Genomic DNA, 17,620 nt, shown 5'->3' on the forward strand with positions numbered 1-17,620 from the left:
GACGCAGCGGTGGCCTCGAAGGGCACAGGCGGATCGGGTCACCCGAACGTCATGGCACCCGCGAGGGCGACGACGAGCAGCGCGCACAGGGCGACGAGCGCGGCCAGCAGAAGACGGCGCTCGGCAGATCGGGGCCGGGTCTCCTGCTCCGGCCGCTCCCACCAGGGCACCGTCGGATCGTCCTCGTACTCCCCGGGCGCCGGGCCGTCCGCCGGGGCGGGCGCCGGAGCCGGCGGACGGGGCCAGGCGTGCACGGCCAGTTCCCATCGCACCCCGAAGCGCTCCGCCTCCTCGTCCACCAGCCCCGCCACCCGGCACAGCGCCGCGACCGCCTGACGGGGCGGTGGCTGGGTGGCGTTGAGGTAGCGCTGCCAGGAGGACTTGCTGTACGCGGTACGCGCGCCGAGGGCGACGAGGCTGAGCCCGGTGCGGTCCTTCAGGAGCCTCAGTTGCTCCACGAAGTGGCGCACCTCCGGTGGAAGATCGTCCGGCAGGGGCTGCCACGCACCCATCGCTCTCCCCTCCGCGTTCCCCGGCCCAAGAGTCTGTCTCCGTCCGATGGACGGCTTCAGGGGGCGCACCGGTTCCGTTGCGGGGCGCCGACACCGTAGCGGAACGGTCACTTCCGTGCCACAGCGGACTGCTGGGTGTTGAACAGCTCCCGCACGTACATGAGGGTATTTCCCGGGCGGTCCGGACCGCCCGGGGCGCCCGGCCTCCCACGGGGGAGAGGCCGGGCGCCCGCGCCTTTTCTCCATCACCGGAGGGAGCCGGCCCGAGCGGAGTACCGCCTCGCGCAGGGCGAGCAAGCCGTGCCGGATCCGCCTCGGCCGCCTCGGCCGGCGACCGCGGGGCCGAACGCGGCGGGATCTGGCGGCCGTTGAGGCAGCGCTGCCAGGACGACTTCGACGGCGATCACCTACGACGACGGCGGGCCGTCCCCCGTCGAAGGGGGACGGCCCGCCGATGTGCCGGTCCGTGAACGCGCGGTCAGGTGCGGACCGTGAAGTGCAGGGTGTCGTCCAGGAAAGGTATCTCCAGCCACGGTTTCGGCTGGGCCATCAGGGCGAGCAGCACGATGGCGAGGCCCAGCACGCCGTAGGTGACCAGGTCCGTGAAGCGGGAACGCACCGCGAGCATGCCCACGTCGGGCAGCAACCAGCGCATCGCGGCACCGCCCAGCAGTGCGACCCCGATCAGGATGGTGCCGACGCGGAACATGTCCAGCGCGGTCAGCAGCAGCCCGAGGCCGATGACCGACAGTACGGCCAGGATCGGCCACTGACGGGCCGGCGCGGGCGCGTCACGGCGCGCGGCCCTGCCGCCGCCCTCGGGTCGCGCGGTGTCCCGGGTGACCCGGGGGAACCGCCGGGTCACCCGCCGCGGCGTGCCGTCGGCGTCCGGGGCACTGACGGCGTCCGTCACCACGGGCTCGGTACCGTCCGCCCGCTGCTCTTCACTGGTGCCCTCAGGCCTTTCTTCAGCCGACACTGCGCTCCGCCGCCTCGACCACGTTGACGAGCAGCTGGGCACGGGTCATCGGGCCCACACCGCCCGGGTTCGGAGAGATCCAGCCGGCCACCTCGGCCACGTCCGGGTGGACGTCACCGACGATCTTGCCCTCGGCGCTGCGCGAGACGCCGACGTCGAGGACGGCGGCACCCGGCTTCACGTCCTCGGCCCGGATCAGGTGCGCGGAGCCGGCCGCGGCGACGATGATGTCCGCCCGCCTGAGGTGGGCCGAGAGGTCGCGGGTGCCGGTGTGGCACTGGGTGACCGTGGCGTTCTCGCTGCGCCGCGTCAGCAGCAGCGGCATCGGCCGCCCGATCGTCACGCCCCGGCCGACCACCACGACCTCGGCGCCCTTGATCTCCACGCCGTGGCGGCGCAGCAGGGTGAGCACGCCGTTCGGGGTGCAGGGCAGCGGCGCCGGCTCGTTCAGGACCAGGCGGCCGAGGTTCATCGGGTGCAGGCCGTCCGCGTCCTTCTCCGGGTCCATCAGTTCCAGGATCCGGTTCTCGTCGATGCCCTTGGGCAGCGGCAGCTGGACGATGTAGCCGGTGCAGGCCGGGTCCTCGTTCAGCTCGCGGACGAGCGCCTCGATCTCCTCCTGCGTCGCCGTCGCGGGCAGTTCGCGCTGGATCGAGGCGATGCCGACCTCGGCGCAGTCGCGGTGCTTGCCCGCCACGTACTTGCGGCTGCCGGGGTCGTCCCCGACCAGGATCGTGCCGAGTCCGGGCGTGAGGCCCTTCTCCTTCAGCGCCGCCACACGGGCGGTCAGCTCGGACTTGATCTCGGCTGCGGTGGCCTTGCCATCGAGAATCTGGGCGGTCATGGGTCCCATCCTCGCGGATGACCCGCTCCCGGTTCCAATCCGGGCACCACCGTGCCGCTCCTGTCCGCTTCGACCCATGATCAGCGAGGTTGCACTTGCACAACACCTTCGAAATGCCGCTGGACAAGGCACGGGTGCTTTACAACGATGACAGCACGGTGCAGCGGGCAGTATCCGGGGGGACGGACCGCATCTGCAGGACTTTCCTCCGAACCGTGCCGCGCGCGTCCCCGCACTTGAGGCAGACGGAGGAAAGACCGCTCATGAGTTTCGGAGACTCGAACAACCCGTACGGCGCGCCCCAGGGCCACCAGCCCGGCTACGGCTACCCGCAGGGTCAGCAGCCCGGCTACGGCTACCCGCAGGCGCCGCCGGTGCCGCAGGGCGGGTACGGTCAGCAGCCCTTCCCGACGACCATGCCCGGCACCGTCAGCGCGGCTCGCGCACTGCTGTGGGTCATCGTCGGCCTGCAGGTCGTCGGTGTGGCCCTGTTCGCGATCGGCGCGGCCGGCGTCAACGCCGCCAAGAACGACGACAAGCTCAAGGACAACGCGAACTTCCAGCAGCTCGCCGACTACTCCTCCGGCATGCTCTGGGCCGTCGCGGCCTTCGCCGTGGCCTGGGCGGTGTTCGCGATCGTGCTGGCCGTGAAGTTCAACAGCGGCGGCAACGGGGTCCGCATCACGACCCTCGTCTTCGCGATCATCACCGCGATCCTCGGCATCTACCCGTTCATCATCGTGGGCCTACTGCACACGGTGCTCGCCATCCTGATCGCCGTGTTCGTCGGCAACTCCGCCGGCTCCGCCTGGTTCAACCGCCCGCGGCAGCCTGCCTACTGACCCCGCCGGGCGGCGCATCCGCCCGCCGACACGCCACGGGCCGTGTCCCCTCCGTACGAGGGGGACACGGCCCGTGGCGTGTCGGCGGGCCTGTCCGGTGGCGCCGGACAGGCCCGCCGTTCGGTGCTCAGTGGAAGAAGTGGCGGGTCCCCGTGAAGTACATGGTCACGCCCGCCTTCTGCGCGGCCTCCACGACCTGCTCGTCACGGATCGATCCACCGGGCTGCACGATGGCCTTGACGCCCGCGGCGATCAGGATCTCCGGCCCGTCGGGGAACGGGAAGAAGGCGTCCGAGGCGGCGTACGCACCGCGCGCCCGCTCCTCGCCGGCCCGCTCGACGGCGAGTTTGCAGGAGTCCACCCGGTTGACCTGGCCCATGCCGACGCCGACCGAGGCGCCGTCCTTGGCGAGCAAAATGGCGTTGGACTTGACGGCCCGGCAGGCCCTCCAGGCGAAGGCCAGCTCCGTCAGCTCTTCGGAGGAGAGCGCCTCGCCCGACGCCAAAGTCCAGTTGGCCGGGTCGTCGCCGTCGGCCTGGAGGCGGTCGGTGACCTGGAGGAGGACACCGCCGTCGATCTGCCTGGCCTCCACGCGGTTGCAGGGGCCGTTGGGGGCCTTCAGCACCCGGATGTTCTTCTTCTTGGTGAGGGCCTCCAGCGCGCCGTCCTCGTAGTCCGGCGCCACGATGACCTCGGTGAAGATCTCCGCGACCTGCTCGGCCATCTCCTTGCTCACCGGCCGGTTCACGGCGATGACACCGCCGAACGCGGACAGCGGGTCGCAGGCGTGCGCCTTGCGGTGCGCCTCGGCGACGTCCGAGCCGACCGCGATACCGCACGGATTGGCGTGCTTGATGATGGCGACGCAGGGCTCGTCGTGGTCGTACGCGGCACGGCGCGCGGCGTCCGTGTCCGTGTAGTTGTTGTACGACATCTCCTTGCCGTGCAGCTGCTCGGCCTCCGCGAGGCCGCCGCTCGGGCCTCCGCCGACATAGAGGGCGGCGGGCTGGTGCGGGTTCTCGCCGTAGCGCAGGGTGTTCTTGCGCTCGTAGGTGGTGCCCAGGAAGTCCGGGAAGGGCGAGTCGTCGACGGGCGCGTACGAAGACGCGAACCAGTGGGCGACGGCGACGTCGTAGGCGGCGGTGTGCTGGAAGGCCTCGGCGGCGAGGCGCTTGCGCGCAGTGAGGTCGAAGCCGCCGTCGCGGACCGCGGCGAGGACGTCGGCGTACCGGTCCGGGCTGGTCACCACGGCCACGGACGGGTGGTTCTTGGCGGCGGCGCGGACCATGGAGGGGCCGCCGATGTCGATCTGCTCGACGCACTCGTCGGGCGAGGCCCCGGAGGCGACGGTCTCCCGGAAGGGGTAGAGGTTGACGACGACGAGGTCGAACGGCTCGACGCCCAGCTCGGCGAGCTGCCGGCGGTGGCTGTCGAGCCGCAGGTCGGCGAGGATGCCCGTGTGGACCTTGGGGTGCAGGGTCTTGACCCGGCCGTCCAGGCACTCGGGGAAGCCGGTCAGCTCCTCGACCTTGGTGACGGGGACGCCCGCGGCGGCGATCTTCGATGCGGTGGAACCGGTGGAGACGAGCTCGACGCCGGCCTCGTGCAGCCCACGGGCGAGCTCTTCCAGCCCGGTCTTGTCGTAGACGCTGACAAGCGCGCGCCGGATGGGCCGCTTGGTGCTCTCGGCGGTCACTGGATAACTACCTTTCGTCCCTCAATGCGATAGCCGTTGCGGGCGAGCCGCCCCACGACCTCGACGAGCAGCCTTCGCTCGACTTCCTTGATGCGTTCGTGCAGAGCGTTCTCGTCGTCCTCGTCCCGGACCTCCACCACGCCTTGAGCGATGATCGGCCCGGTGTCGACGCCGTCGTCGACGAAGTGGACGGTGCATCCGGTGACCTTGGCGCCGTACGCGAGCGCGTCGCGCACACCGTGGGCTCCGGGAAAGCTGGGGAGCAGGGCGGGGTGGGTGTTGACGAACCGCCCGCCGAACCGTGCGAGGAACTCCTTCCCCACGATCTTCATGAACCCGGCGGAGACGACCAGGTCGGGCTCGTGGGTGGCGACGGCCTCGGTGAGGGCGGCGTCCCAGGCCTCCCGGCTCTCGTAGTCCTTGACCCGGCACACGAAGGTGGGCAGCCCGGCGCGCTCGGCGCGGGCCAGGCCCTCGATGCCGTCGCGGTCGGCGCCGACGGCCACGACCTCGGCCCCGTAGCCGGCGGCCGAGGTCTCGGCGACGGCGTCGAGGAGCGCCTGCAGGTTGGTGCCGGACCCGGAGACCAGGACGACCAGGCGCTTGGCCGGGGACTCGGTGACGGTCTCGGCCACGGACTCGGCCACGGCGGGGCCCTTTCTCGGGGAAGCGTTGGCGCAATCGCTCGGCAGAGCGTTTGTATGGTCGTACAAATGCTTCGCACCCCCGGATACGGGGAAGTCTACGAAGCGGTCGGCCGTCAGCAACGATACCGGCACATCGGACGGCCCCCCAGGGGACGGGGGCGCGGCCGGAAGGTAGCGTCTGGGGAGGGGCCATCCGAAAACGCGGTGCCGACGCGGGGAACGCCGCACCTGCGTGGGACGTTGACCCGGGACGGGAACAACCCCGTCCGGGGCGCCCGCTTCGCGGCTGGCCACAGGGGCAAGCCGGACAAGACGCCCACCGGAACCACCAAGGGGAAGACGCACACCTGATGCCGGACCGCAGTCTCCGACTCCCTCCGCTGCTGCTGCGCGAGCGGCGCCCTTCGTCCGTGCCTCCGCGGGAGAGCAAGGGGGCACCCCACAGCGGGGGTGACTCCACGGGCGGCGGCTCCGCGGACGGTGGCCGGGGCCCGGAGGCGCCCGAGGACGACAACCCCTTCGCGCCGCCGCCGGAGGGAACGCCCGACCAGCCCTGGCGGCCGCGCCATCCGGCACCGGGGCAGAGCCAGGGACAAAAACAGGGCCGGCGGCCGGAAGGCTCCGACGAGGGCGGACGTCCCTCGTGGGGCAGCCAGTGGAGCGATCGTCAGCCCGGTCCTTCCGCGGGCGGCCGCTTCGGCGAGCGTCCCGGAAGCCAGGGCGGTCAAGGCGGTCAGGGCGGACCCCAGGGCCCCGGCGGTCAGGGCGGCCCCGGCACAGGCCTGCGCTGGGACCCCACGGACCCGGCCCAGCGCCGCGCTCGCTACGCGCTGATGGCCGGCATGTGGGCCTTCCTCTTCTCTCTCTTCAGCTGGCCCTACCTCGCATTGCTGCTGGGCGCCCTGGCGCTGTACTGGGGCGCCAGCGCCCTGCGTGCCAAGCCCCGCAACCCCGACCCGAACACCGCCGCCCCCACGGCCCGCCCGCAGACCTCCGCGGCGATCAGCGGCCTGGTCACGGCGTCCCTGGCGATCGCGATGGTGGCGGCCACGTTCGCGGCCCAGTTGGTGTACCGCGACTACTACACCTGCCTGAACGACGCCCTGACGACCTCCGCCAAGCAGTCCTGCAACGACCTGCTGCCCCAGGATCTGCGAGGGGTGCTGGGTACACGCGGCTGAGCCGGGGGCTGGTCCTGCGCGAGCCGGGCGTTCACGCCAGGTGCGGGACGAGCCCTGGGACGCGCGGGTCTGACGTCGGCGCATCTGAGGGAAGCTCATGTTCTCCTCAGAAACCTCGTGGAAGCTCGTCGTCCGCCGACCGGCGCTGACATGATCTCGCCAGCTTCAGGGGCACTTGACCACACCGTGCCCACCATTCACGGGGGGAGATGTGTCATGAGCGCGCTGAGATCCCTTGCAGGAGTGGGCGTCGTCTGCGCCCTGGCACTCGCTTCGGTCAGCGCGTGCACCGCGGACGACGCCGGCGACGGGCAGCCCACCAGGGCCACTCGCTCCACCGGGCCGGCCACCGTCGTTCACGTCACGGCACGCCCTTCCCTGCAGGAACCGCCGAAACTGGACGGTGACGAAACGCTCGCCGGTCAGCAGAAGGTGACCCGCGGCAGTGCCAGTTTCGCCTTCGGCGCGGGGAAGAAGGGCAAGGCGCTGATCGTCGCGGTGCGCTGCCAGGGCACCGGGAAGATCGAGGTCGCGGTGCGCCCGGTCAGTGTGTCCTTCCCCTTGGAGTGCCGGCCCGGCGAGGTGAACACCATCCGCAACGAGGTGCTGGTGCATGGGGTCGAGCGCAGTGGCACCGTGTCCGTCGAGGCACCTTCGGCCGTTCGCTGGGCCGTGACCATCGGCCGAGGCGAACCGGCGCAGGTGGAGCCGGCCGGCACCCAGTGATGTCACAGCGGTCCGGCCTGGTCCCTGGTTGAGCTCGGGGCTCGGACGGAAGGCGCCATCCGGCGGGAAGATGCCGACCGGCAGCGGCCGGCCTCACGCACGCGGTTCGGACCCGTCCGGCGGGACGGGCTTGGAGGGATCCGGCAGGACGGGCTTCGGAGGTTCCGACAGTACGGGCTTCGAGGGATCCGACGGAACGGGCTTCGAGGGATCGGGCACAGCGGCCTTCAAAGGTTCCGACGGGACGGGCTTCGGAGGGTTCGGCAGGGCGGCTTTCGGCGGGTCCCGCAGGACGGACTTCGGGAGGTCCGGCAGAAAGGACTTCCTGGAGGCCGACGCGAACGGGTCCTCCGTTCGCAGTGCCTCGTACGGCTTGAGGTCGGGGTCCTCCCACGCATCGTGCTGTTTCGGAGCCGCGGGAAGCGACGGTCTCCGGCCGAGGGAAAGCACAGGCGGTCGCGCAACCGCGGGCGGGGGGACCGCGGCGGCGGGCGCCGCGCTCCGAGGCTTCGGTTGCCGCCGCGGCTCCCCGCACCCCCACAGCCGCCCTGCCCGTACCGCCCATCCCACCGGCAGCCCGACCGCCGCCGTCCAGCCTGCCGCCGCGAGGCCCACCTGCCATCCCACCGGCCCGAAGCGCGCCAGCGCGTTCACCCCGAGCGGGCCGCCCGCCGCCTCCGCGAGGCCCGCGAGCACCATCCCGCACACCGCGCTCGCCACCAAGACCGCTCCCCCCGTCCGTCCTGCCGACCACGCGCCGTCCCGTCCGTGCTCCCGGTCCGCGCTCGCCGCGCGTGCCACGAACCACCCGACGGTCACCCCCGCCGCGACCGGCACCGCTCCCACCGCCCACCGCAGCGGCCCGCCCCCCGCTTCCGGAACCGCCGCCAGCAGCGGAAACGGCGGCAGGAACGCCGGTGGCCGCACGGTCGACAGCGGTGCCACCACATGCCCCGCTCCCAGCATGAACCCCGGCCCGAGTCCGTACGCCGCGCCCCACACGGCGGCGTTCGGCACCAGCGCAGCCGCCAGGAGCAGCACCGCCCACCGCCCCGACCATCCCTGAGCGAGCTGCAGAAAGGTCAGTTGGGCCGTGTCGCCGTGCCGCACCAGTGACACCCCGACCAGCAGCGCACCACCGCCCACCAGCACGGTCGACCCCGCCAGGGCCGCTCGGAGGGAGTCCCCGAGCCGTAGCCGTCCGTCACGGTCGACCGCTCCGAGCGTCACCACCTGCCGTACGCCCTCGGGCAGCCACTCGAGTGCCCGGCGCACGCTCCGTGACAGGCGCCCACAGGGGCGCCCGTGCGCCGTCCACACGCCCATACCCGCCGCCCCGGCGACCATGAGCGGCACGTACCACGCGGCCCCCGCCCACGACGGCCGCAGCGTCCCTCCGGAGGCGTACAGCGCCGCCACGGCCCCCACACCGAGGTAACCCGCCACCGCGCCGGTCCACGCCGTGCGCGCGCCGACGGGCGGCGCGTCCTCCCCGGCGGCCTCCGCGCTCTCCTGGTCGGTGGCGTCGCGGCCCGCCCGGTACACCAGCCACATCGGAAGCACGGCCAGCAGCAGCGGTGTCACCCCGACGGGCGCGGGCAGTCCGGAGAGCGTCTCGGTGCGCATCAGGGTGACGCCGTGGGCCAGCAGCCACAGCGCGGCCGCCACACGCAGCGCACCACCCGCGCCGGTGGCGGGGTACGGCGAGCTGATCCACAGCACGATCGCGAGCAGGGCGAACGAGCCGAGCCCCGCAACCGCGGCCAGGGCGCCGCCCAGCAGTGCGTCACCCAGCCCGGGCGAGCGCTCCCGCAACCCGGTGAGGAGGGACGGAATGGGGGTTCGGCGGTCGGTCCATTGGGTCACGCCGCCATGGTCCCAACGACACGCGCTAATCCGGTGCAACCGATAAAGCCACGATGTGTCGCTAAATATGTGCTTATGTACTTTTCCGCATTGGAGGACCGTCCAGTGAAGCAGAGTCCTTCCGTCCCGCTGCCGCACCCCAAGGAATGCCGACGCCTGCGCAGGACCCAGTCACTGACCCAGGCTCAGATGGCCGCCAACTTGCATGTGTCCATCGAAACGGTGCGCGACTGGGAGACCGGCCTGACCAGCCCGCGCGGCCGGAAGCGGAAAGCGTACGCGAGACTGCTCGCCGAATGGGCGGTGCAGGAAGGGGCCCAGGAGAGCCCAGATGAACGCCTTCCCATTCCTCTGACTCCCCATCAGGCGTTCGACGAGCTCTACAGGTTCTGTACGCCCGCCCTCGTACGGCAGGCGTATCTGCTCACCGGCCGGCGCGGGCTGGCCCGGGAATCGGTCGAACGCGCCTTCCAACAGGCCTGGCAGCGCTGGCCGGAGGTGGCCATGGACCGGTACCCACCGGGATGGGTACGGGCGGCATCGCACGACTGGGCGCTCTCCCCCTGGCACCGCTTCCGCCCGCGCCATCGTCGCGCCGAGGAGCCACCCTCGGACCCCGCCAACCGGGAACTGCTGCAGGCCTTCCTGACGCTGCCTTCGGTCCAGCGGCGCACGCTGCTGCTGCACGACGGCGTCGGTCTCGGTCTGCCGGAGACCGCCGCCGAGACGCAGGCCAGCACTCCCGCCACGGCCGCCCGGCTGCTGCGGGCACGCACGAGCCTCGCCGCGCTCGTACCGGACCAGGCGTCGCCGGACGTCCTGGGCCGCAGACTGACCGAGCTGGCCACGGCGGAACGCCTCCGCGCGGCCAGACCGCCCGCGGTGCGCTCCGGCGGCGAACGCCGCGTCCGCCGCTGGTCCGCCGCGGCGGTCGTCCTCACGGCCGCCTTCACGGGCTCGACCGCCCTGACCATGCAGATGGCCGCGGACCACTACGAACGGCCGGTGCCCCGGGGAACCGCGATCGAAGACATCCCCGCCCTGGCCGCCCAGGGTCCGCTGTCCGCCCGGCAACAGGCGCTGTGGTACGTGCTGAAGGCGCAGGCCGACCAGGGGCCGGAGCGCCTGATTCCGGAGGCGCGCTGATCCGACCGCCCCAAAAACGCCCGTGGGCCCGTCCCCTGCACGGGGTACGGGCCCACCGACGTTCAGCCGGAATGCTCACCTGGAGCACCCCGGCCGGGAAGGATTCAGCCGGCCAGGATCTCGCGCGCCAGCTTCGCCGTCTCGGTCGGGGTCTTGCCGACCTTGACGCCGGCGGCCTCGAGCGCCTCCTTCTTCGCCTGGGCGGTGCCCGACGAACCGGAGACGATGGCGCCCGCGTGACCCATGGTCTTGCCCTCGGGCGCGGTGAAGCCCGCGACGTAGCCGACGACCGGCTTGGTCACGTTCTCCTTGATGAAGGCCGCGGCCCGCTCCTCGGCGTCGCCGCCGATCTCACCGATCATGACGATCAGGTCGGTGTCGGGGTCGTCCTGGAAGGCCTTCAGGGCGTCGATGTGCGTGGTGCCGATGATCGGGTCACCGCCGATGCCGACACAGGTCGAGAAGCCGATGTCACGCAGCTCGTACATCATCTGGTACGTCAGCGTGCCGGACTTCGACACCAGGCCGATGCGGCCCGGCTTGGTGATGTCGGCCGGGATGATGCCGGCGTTCGACTGGCCGGGGGTGATCAGGCCGGGGCAGTTCGGACCGATGATCCGGGTCTTGTTGCCCTTCTTGCCGGCGTACGCCCAGAAGGAGGCCGAGTCGTGGACCGCGATGCCCTCGGTGATGACGACCGCGAGCGGGATCTCGGCGTCGATGGCCTCGATGACCGCGTCCTTGGTGAACTTCTCCGGGACGAAGATGACCGTGACGTCGGCGCCGGTCTTCTCGATGGCGTCCTGGACGGAGCCGAAGACGGGTACCTCGGTGCCGTCGAAGTCCACGACCTGGCCCGCCTTACGCGGGTTCACGCCACCGACGATGTTCGTGCCCGAAGCCAGCATGCGCTTGGTGTGCTTCTGGCCCTCGGAGCCGGTCATGCCCTGGACGATGACCTTGGATTCCTTGGTGAGGAAGATAGCCATGGTTGTCTGTGACCTCGTCCCTTACTTCGCGGCAGCAGCCAGCTCGGCGGCCTTGTCGGCCGCGCCGTCCATGGTGTCCACACGCTGTACGAGCGGGTGGTTGCGGTCGTCCAGGATCTGGCGACCCAGCTCGGCGTTGTTGCCGTCGAGACGCACGACCAGCGGCTTGTTGACCTCTTCGCCCTTGGACTCGAGGAGCTCCAGGGCCTGCACGATGCCGTTGGCCACCGCGTCGCAGGCGGTGATGCCGCCGAAGACGTTGACGAACACGGACTTGACGTCCGGGTCACCGAGGATGATCTCCAGGCCGTTCGCCATGACCTCGGCGGAGGCACCACCGCCGATGTCGAGGAAGTTGGCCGGCTTGACGCCCTTGTGGGCCTCGCCCGCGTAGGCGACGACGTCCAGGGTCGACATGACCAGGCCGGCGCCGTTGCCGATGATGCCGACCTCGCCGTCGAGCTTGACGTAGTTGAGGTTCTTCTCCTTGGCCGCGGCCTCGAGCGGGTTGGCCGCCGCCTTGTCGTGCAACTCCGCGAACTCGGGGTGGCGGAACTCGGCGTTGTCGTCCAGGGAGACCTTGCCATCGAGGGCGATGACGTCACCGGAGGCGACCTTGGCCAGCGGGTTGACCTCGACGAGAAGGGCGTCCGACTTGATGAAGGTGTCCCACAGCGTGACCAGGACGTGGGCCACCTTGTCGGCGACCTCGGCCGGGAACTTGGCCGCGGCCACGATCTCCTGGGCCTTGGCCTCGTCCACACCGTCGATGGCGTCGATCGCGATCTTGGCGACGGCGTCGGGGCGGGTGGCCGCGACCTCCTCGATCTCCATGCCGCCCTCGACGGAGGCGATAGAGAGGAAGGTCCGGTTGGCGCGGTCGAGGAGGAAGGAGACGTAGTACTCCTCGACGATCTCCGGAGCCGTCTCGGCGATCATGACCTTGTGGACCGTGTGGCCCTTGATGTCCATGCCGAGGATGTCCGTGGCGCGGGCGACCGCCTCGTCCGGGGTGGCCGCCAGCTTCACGCCGCCGGCCTTTCCGCGGCCACCGACCTTCACCTGCGCCTTGACGACCGACTTGCCGCCCAGCCGCTCGGTGATCTCGCGCGCCGCCTCAGGCGTTTCGATGACTTCACCGGCCAGCACCGGTACACCGTGCTTGGCGAAGAGGTCCCTCGCCTGGTACTCGAACAGGTCCACGCGCTTCCGTCCCTATCAGTGATCTCGCGGTTCGTTGGATGCGTGGGCGTGCCGCGAAGGGCAACGTGACGTCCGCTGTGTCACAAGGGAGGCGCACACGGTGTCCGAGCGCGCGGCATGTCCGTCTCGCAGGTTATCGCCGCTTGAGGTGGGGCTCTAAATCGCAGATCACACCTGAGCGGTGATACCTGTCACACGTGTGACCCCGCGACGGAACCGGTCGCGACCCTCCGGTGACCGGTCGGAGCAGGGCGGCAGGGTCCCACCGGGTTGGGGTTGGCCCGGTGGGACCCCTTGTGCCGCCCCGGAGGGCGCAGGACGGGTCGACCCCACCCCAATGGGGCCACCCGTCCCGCCCGCGGGGCTTCGGTCGGGCCGGCCGACGGAATTCGGCCGCCGTTCCTCAACCCCGCGGAGTCGGTGCCGGGTGCCGTGCGACGTGCGCCACACGGCACCCGTGGATCAGATGGAGTCGGTGCCGTAGTGGCCCGGCCGCAGATGCCTCGGGACGGCCGATTCGGCGACACCCCGGGCGCCGGTCACCGCGTGGCCGCCCAGCGAGCCGCCGGACTCCTGGACCGTCCCGGCCAGGCCACCGGCGAACGGCGCGACCTGGCCCGCGACTCCCTGCGCGAACGGATCGGCCGCACCCACGACGCCGCCCGCGAACGGCCGCACATCACCCCTCACGCCGTACGCCAGGTCGGTGGCGCTGCCCGCCGTGCCGTGCACCACGGGCCGCACGGTGTCGTCGACCGTCTGCACGACCGGATGCACCGTGCCCGCCACGCCGTACGCGAACGGCTGCACCTCGTCCGCCACGCCGTACGCCAGCTGGGTGGTGCTTCCGGTGACGCCCCCGGCGAGCGGCGGGACCTGACCCGCGACCCCGCCCGCGAACGGCCGCACATCACCCGTCACGCCGTAGGCCAATCGGGTGACGTCCTCGACGGACTGCCCCGCGACGGGCACCACCCCGTGCACCGCGGTCTGCGCGACCGGGGGCAGCACGGACCCGGTCACGTCGCCGGTCACCCCACCGGCCAGACCGTAGACCGGCGGCTGGGCGTCGGCGGCCACGCCGTACACCAGCGCGGACGCATGGCCGGCCACGTCGTGCGCGAGCGGCTGGACGTCCGCCACGACCCCCTGCGCGAGGCCGGTCGCGTTGCCGACGGCGTGTGCCGCGAGCGGCGTCACCCCGTCGACGACCGTGCCGGCGACCGGCGGGAGGACGGCCCCGGCCGTGTCGGCGACCACCGGCGCGACCGTGCCGGGCACCCCGGCGACCGTGCCGACGACCTGCTGCTTCACACCGGTGACCGCACCGGTGATGTGGCCCGGTACGGCGGAGACGCTCGCGTCCGCGGCGGACGTGGCCTCGTCGGCCTGGCCCTGCACGGCGGCGACCGCACCCGTGGCCCGTCCCTCCGCCCCGGTGACCGCCTGCTGCGCGGCACCGCTGGTGCCGCCCGCGATCCGGCCCGCGCCCGCGCCCGTGCTCTGCGCCTTCGTGCGGATCACACCGTCGACGCCGTCCGCCTGGCTGCGCACGGCGCCCTGGACGCCCTGGAGCTTGGTCTGCGCGGCGGCGAGCGCCTGCTCCAGTTCGGGGGCGAAGGCCGAGAGGGGGCCGAAGAGGTAGTCGATCTCGTCCTGCGGGGCGGCCGCGTCGGTGACGACGGCCGTGGCCGCTCCTCCGGCCCTGGACGCGGTGGCGTGCACGGCGCCCTTGGACTGCGACGGGAGGTGCGCGGCGGTCACCTCGTGGTCGACGTACCGGCGTGCCCGGTCGGCGACGGGTGCCGCCTGCGCGGCCTTGTGGACCTTCTCCACCCGGGAGGCGGCCCGGGTTCCGGCCCGGGAGGGGGTGCTCGTGGCCTCCTTCGCGGTGGACTGCGCCGTGGCGGCGGTGTGCGTCACCGCCGAGGCGGCACCGTGCACAGCCGCGCCCTGGGTGACGCCTGACACGGTGTTCTGCACATCGGCGACGACGCCGTCCACGGTGCCCGTGACCGCGCCGACGGTGTCTGCGGTGTCGATACCGACGTCAGAGGTGGAGACGGACGATGCCGGCAGTTCGTCCGCGCTGGCGACGGCGGAGCCGAGCGCCCACGCGCCGGTGACACCGGCGGCTATGACGATGGAGCGGCGGATGTTCTTGTTCATGCGTGCGTCAGATCCTTCGGGAATCCGGAATTCTGGAGTTCTTCACGTACCGGTGCCGAGGCCTGCAAGCCGGTGCCGGCGTGGAGCCGACGGATCCGTGGGCGGTCCGGGGGAAAGACCGGCGGCCACGGATGTGCTCCGGCCGCTATGGCTCGGGGTCCGGTGGCTGCCGCCCGGGGATCGGAGAGGTGTCCGGACGGCGGGCAGACCTGCTTCCGCCCCCCGCGCGGCAGGTCTCGCGGGGAGGGAAGGGGCGTCCTAGCCGGGGAACTCGGGGATGTCCCGGTGCCGGTCCCGGGTCCCGTGCGCGGTCACCACCGTGATGGCACCGCGCACCAGCGTGAGCGGTGCCCGGTGGTGGGAGGCGACGGCGTGCCCGTCGCCGTGCGACGGCGCACCGCCGTCGGCGGTCTGCCGATCGCCGTACGCGCCCGTCGGCTCACCGTCGGGCGCCTGGTGCGCGGGCGTGTAGGGGGACCGGGTGAGGTGGGGGGTGGGGTGAGCGAACGGCGTCGCCGTGGTGTCGGCCAGGACGACCCGCGGTCCGTACGCGCCGGTCTCCCGCTGCTCGACCGCGTTTCCGTCATCCGTACCGCCGCCCTGCTGCGCTGCCGACGGCGCGGGCAGGGCCCCTGCCGGCGGTGCCGGCCGACTCTGCGGACCGGACAGCCCCAGCAGGCCGGGAACCCCCGGAAGCGACGGCTCCGAGGGGAGCGACGGCAACGGCGGAAGCGACGGCAACGGCGCGGGAGCCTCCGTCAGCCCGTCGGTCACGGTCTCCACAAGCCCGCCGACGGGCCGCACGACCGCCTCGCCGACCGGCCGCACCACCTGCCGCACGGTGCCGCCGACGGCGGGAACCGTCTTGGCCACGGCGGTGATGACGTCGGCGGGCGCACCGGATGCGACGGGCGTAGCGGTGCTGGGTGCGGAGGGCTTACCGGGTGCGGTGGGCGCGGGAAGCGCGGTGGACGTGGCAGGGCGGGTGACGGGTGCGGTGCCCGGCCGGACGGTGTGCGAGCCGGAGGGGCTCGCCGTGTGCCGGCCGAGGGGCGGCACGGAGTCCTTGCCGTCCGGCGTACGCACGGACGGAGGCGGCGCGGGGTGTCCTCGCTGAGCGTCGGGCGCGGGAGAACCCTGCACCGTGTGCCCCAGCGTGCTGCTGACGGTCTCGTCGAGCCGCCGCACCGCCTTCGTGACCGGCCGGAGGGCATCAGCCGAGGCATCGGCCGCGACCGGAGCCGCAGAAGTTGCCGGTGTGCCCTCCGCCGCGTGCGCCTGCCCCTCGCACAGGAGCCCCAGTGCGAACAACCCACCCATCACCAGGGCCAGATGCACCGCACGCCGACCGGCCGCCGTACGCATCGCGCGCAGTGCGGCACCGGCGAAGGGCAGTGCGGCTGGCAGGGTCAAGACGGGGAGAGCCTCCGTGCGGCGGGACGAGGCGGTGCGGAGCGAACACGCGCACCGCCCGATGGCGAAGCGCCGTCGATCCTTGCACGGGACTCCCGAGGTTGCGCAAGTCCCCCGTTACCGATGGGTAATCATTTCCGTTTTGTCGCCTGTCGTTCTCGGTGTCCGGTTCGCCAAGTACCCGTTGCGCCCCTCATGTCGTCACATCGGCACATCGTCATGTCGCCTCCGGTACCGGCAGGGGCCGTTTCTCGATCGCCGCCGCCATCACCTCCGGGAACAGGTCGGGCGTACACGCGAACGCCGGTGCGCCCAGCGCCGCGAGGGCCGCCGCGTGCTCACGGTCGTAGGCGGGTGCACCTTCGTCCGAGAGCGCGAGCAGCGCGACGAACTGCACCCCCGACGCCTTCATCGCCGCCACCCGCTTGAGCATCTCGTCCCGGATCCCTCCCTCGTACAGGTCGCTGATCAGGACCACGACCGTCTCCGAGGGCCGGGTTATCTGCGACTGGCAGTACGCCAGCGCTCGGTTGATGTCCGTGCCGCCGCCGAGCTGGGTGCCGAAGAGGACGTCGACGGGATCGTCGAGCTGGTCGGTGAGGTCCACGACGACCGTGTCGAAGACGACGAGCCGCGTGGCGATGGACCGCATGGAGGCCAGGACCGCCCCGAACACGGATGCGTACACCACCGATGCAGCCATCGACCCCGACTGGTCGATACAGAGGACGACTTCCTTCTTCACGGACCGGGACGCCCGCCCGTAGCCGATCAGCCGTTCCGGCACGACGGTGCGGTGTTCGGGCAGGTAGTGCTTGAGGTTGGCGGCGATCGTGCGGTTCCAGTCGATGTCGTGGTGGCGGGGCCGGGTGACACGGGCGCTGCGGTCCAGAGCGCCGGTGAGCGTGGCCCGGGTGCGTGCGGCGAACCGCTTCTCCAGGTCCTCGACGACCTTGCGGACCACCGCGCGCGCCGTCTCCTTGGTGGCCTCGGGCATGGCTTTGTCCAGCGAGAGCAGCGTGCCGACCAGATGCACGTCCGCCTCGACGGCCTCGAGCATCTCGGGCTCGAGCAGCAGTGTGGACAACCCGAGCCGGTCGATGGCGTCGCGTTGCATGACCTGGACGACCGACGAGGGGAAGTACGTACGGATGTCCCCGAGCCAGCGCGCGACGGAGGGCGCGGACGCCCCGAGCCCCGCCGAACGGTCCCGTCCCTGCCGGGCCTTGTCCCCCTTTCCGTACAACGCGGTCAGCGCCCCGTCCATCGCCGCGTCCCGCCCGGTGAGCCCGTAGCCGGTGCCGTCCGCAGCGTCCGGGCCGAGCACCAGCCGCCAGCGCCGCAGCCGTTCCTCGGCGGCGGTCGTCGGGTCTCCCGCACCCGTGGCTTCCGTTCGGTCGGTCATGT

The 17,620-nt window shown here is 72.0% G+C and carries 15 protein-coding genes; 4 read left to right on the forward strand and 11 right to left on the reverse strand.

Annotation, left to right across the window (positions count from 1 at the left end; translation table 11 throughout):
* Positions 1-38 precede the first annotated feature (38 nt).
* The 3 genes from ACQEXA_RS23365 to ACQEXA_RS23375 form a co-directional block, all read right to left on the reverse strand.
* Positions 39-512, reverse strand: a complete 474-nt coding sequence (locus tag ACQEXA_RS23365; protein WP_432931646.1) for a helix-turn-helix domain-containing protein — start codon at positions 510-512, stop codon at positions 39-41.
* Positions 513-990: 478 nt separating this feature from the next.
* Positions 991-1,428: a DUF3017 domain-containing protein gene (locus ACQEXA_RS23370; protein ID WP_432939462.1), complete on the reverse strand. Its 438-nt coding sequence runs from the start codon at positions 1,426-1,428 to the stop codon at positions 991-993.
* A 52-nt stretch (positions 1,429-1,480) separates the two neighbouring features.
* Positions 1,481-2,335: a bifunctional methylenetetrahydrofolate dehydrogenase/methenyltetrahydrofolate cyclohydrolase gene (locus tag ACQEXA_RS23375; protein WP_433130906.1), complete on the reverse strand. Its 855-nt coding sequence runs from the start codon at positions 2,333-2,335 to the stop codon at positions 1,481-1,483.
* A gap of 263 nt (positions 2,336-2,598) precedes the next feature.
* Between ACQEXA_RS23375 and ACQEXA_RS23380 the strand changes: the two genes are divergently transcribed.
* Positions 2,599-3,177 (forward strand): hypothetical protein, encoded by a 579-nt coding sequence (locus ACQEXA_RS23380; protein WP_432931642.1) that lies wholly within the window; start codon positions 2,599-2,601, stop codon positions 3,175-3,177.
* Between the two features lie 127 nt (positions 3,178-3,304).
* Here the strand turns inward: ACQEXA_RS23380 and purH are convergent, their stop codons facing one another.
* Together purH and purN are read right to left on the reverse strand one after the other, a co-directional pair.
* Positions 3,305-4,873: a bifunctional phosphoribosylaminoimidazolecarboxamide formyltransferase/IMP cyclohydrolase gene (gene purH / locus ACQEXA_RS23385; RefSeq protein WP_433130908.1), complete on the reverse strand. Its 1,569-nt coding sequence runs from the start codon at positions 4,871-4,873 to the stop codon at positions 3,305-3,307.
* Complete coding sequence (gene purN / locus ACQEXA_RS23390; RefSeq protein ID WP_432931638.1) at positions 4,870-5,520, reverse strand: phosphoribosylglycinamide formyltransferase; 651 nt, start codon at positions 5,518-5,520, stop codon at positions 4,870-4,872. Before purN ends, purH begins: the two co-directional genes overlap by 4 nt.
* Before the next feature lie 350 nt (positions 5,521-5,870).
* On the opposite strand from purN, the gene ACQEXA_RS23395 reads away from it, so the two are divergent.
* Both ACQEXA_RS23395 and ACQEXA_RS23400 read left to right on the forward strand, forming a co-directional pair.
* Entirely contained in the window at positions 5,871-6,701 is an 831-nt protein-coding gene (locus tag ACQEXA_RS23395) for a hypothetical protein (protein WP_433130910.1), read from the forward strand.
* Positions 6,702-6,917: 216 nt separating this feature from the next.
* The gene (locus ACQEXA_RS23400; protein WP_432931634.1) at positions 6,918-7,427 is read left to right on the forward strand and encodes a hypothetical protein; all 510 of its coding nucleotides are present in this window, start codon (positions 6,918-6,920) and stop codon (positions 7,425-7,427) included.
* Between the two features lie 93 nt (positions 7,428-7,520).
* Here ACQEXA_RS23400 and ACQEXA_RS23405 read toward each other — a convergent pair whose 3' ends face one another.
* Positions 7,521-9,293, reverse strand: coding sequence for a cell division protein PerM (locus tag ACQEXA_RS23405; RefSeq protein WP_433130913.1), 1,773 nt, complete (start codon positions 9,291-9,293; stop codon positions 7,521-7,523).
* A 105-nt stretch (positions 9,294-9,398) separates the two neighbouring features.
* Here ACQEXA_RS23405 and ACQEXA_RS23410 point away from each other — a divergent pair, with 105 nt between their 5' ends.
* The gene (locus ACQEXA_RS23410) at positions 9,399-10,439 is read left to right on the forward strand and encodes a helix-turn-helix domain-containing protein (RefSeq protein WP_433130915.1); all 1,041 of its coding nucleotides are present in this window, start codon (positions 9,399-9,401) and stop codon (positions 10,437-10,439) included.
* A 104-nt stretch (positions 10,440-10,543) separates the two neighbouring features.
* Here the strand turns inward: ACQEXA_RS23410 and sucD are convergent, their stop codons facing one another.
* The 5 genes from sucD to ACQEXA_RS23435 form a co-directional block, all read right to left on the reverse strand.
* A complete protein-coding gene (sucD, locus tag ACQEXA_RS23415; RefSeq protein ID WP_432931628.1) occupies positions 10,544-11,428 on the reverse strand; it encodes a succinate--CoA ligase subunit alpha in 885 nt (294 codons plus the stop codon).
* 21 nt (positions 11,429-11,449) lie between these two features.
* Entirely contained in the window at positions 11,450-12,631 is a 1,182-nt protein-coding gene (gene sucC / locus ACQEXA_RS23420; protein ID WP_359398018.1) for an ADP-forming succinate--CoA ligase subunit beta, read from the reverse strand.
* A gap of 462 nt (positions 12,632-13,093) precedes the next feature.
* Positions 13,094-14,800 (reverse strand): hypothetical protein, encoded by a 1,707-nt coding sequence (locus ACQEXA_RS23425; RefSeq protein ID WP_432931626.1) that lies wholly within the window; start codon positions 14,798-14,800, stop codon positions 13,094-13,096.
* A gap of 258 nt (positions 14,801-15,058) precedes the next feature.
* Entirely contained in the window at positions 15,059-16,213 is a 1,155-nt protein-coding gene (locus tag ACQEXA_RS23430; RefSeq protein WP_433130917.1) for a hypothetical protein, read from the reverse strand.
* Positions 16,214-16,430: 217 nt separating this feature from the next.
* A complete protein-coding gene (locus tag ACQEXA_RS23435) occupies positions 16,431-17,618 on the reverse strand; it encodes a VWA domain-containing protein (protein WP_432931622.1) in 1,188 nt (395 codons plus the stop codon).
* Positions 17,619-17,620 lie beyond the last annotated feature (2 nt).

This window comes from Streptomyces sp. CA-106110, from assembly GCF_050936285.1.
Taxonomy (GTDB): domain Bacteria; phylum Actinomycetota; class Actinomycetes; order Streptomycetales; family Streptomycetaceae; genus Streptomyces.

Coding starts and splice junctions, on each gene's coding strand:
- ACQEXA_RS23365 (WP_432931646.1), bottom strand. CDS start 512: ATGGGTGCGTGGCAGCCCCTGCCGGACGATCTTCCACCGGAGGTGCGC.
- ACQEXA_RS23375 (WP_433130906.1), bottom strand. CDS start 2,335: ATGACCGCCCAGATTCTCGATGGCAAGGCCACCGCAGCCGAGATCAAG.
- ACQEXA_RS23380 (WP_432931642.1), top strand. CDS start 2,599: ATGAGTTTCGGAGACTCGAACAACCCGTACGGCGCGCCCCAGGGCCAC.
- ACQEXA_RS23395 (WP_433130910.1), top strand. CDS start 5,871: ATGCCGGACCGCAGTCTCCGACTCCCTCCGCTGCTGCTGCGCGAGCGG.
- ACQEXA_RS23400 (WP_432931634.1), top strand. CDS start 6,918: ATGAGCGCGCTGAGATCCCTTGCAGGAGTGGGCGTCGTCTGCGCCCTG.
- sucD (WP_432931628.1), bottom strand. CDS start 11,428: ATGGCTATCTTCCTCACCAAGGAATCCAAGGTCATCGTCCAGGGCATG.
- ACQEXA_RS23425 (WP_432931626.1), bottom strand. CDS start 14,800: ATGAACAAGAACATCCGCCGCTCCATCGTCATAGCCGCCGGTGTCACC.
- ACQEXA_RS23435 (WP_432931622.1), bottom strand. CDS start 17,618: ATGACCGACCGAACGGAAGCCACGGGTGCGGGAGACCCGACGACCGCC.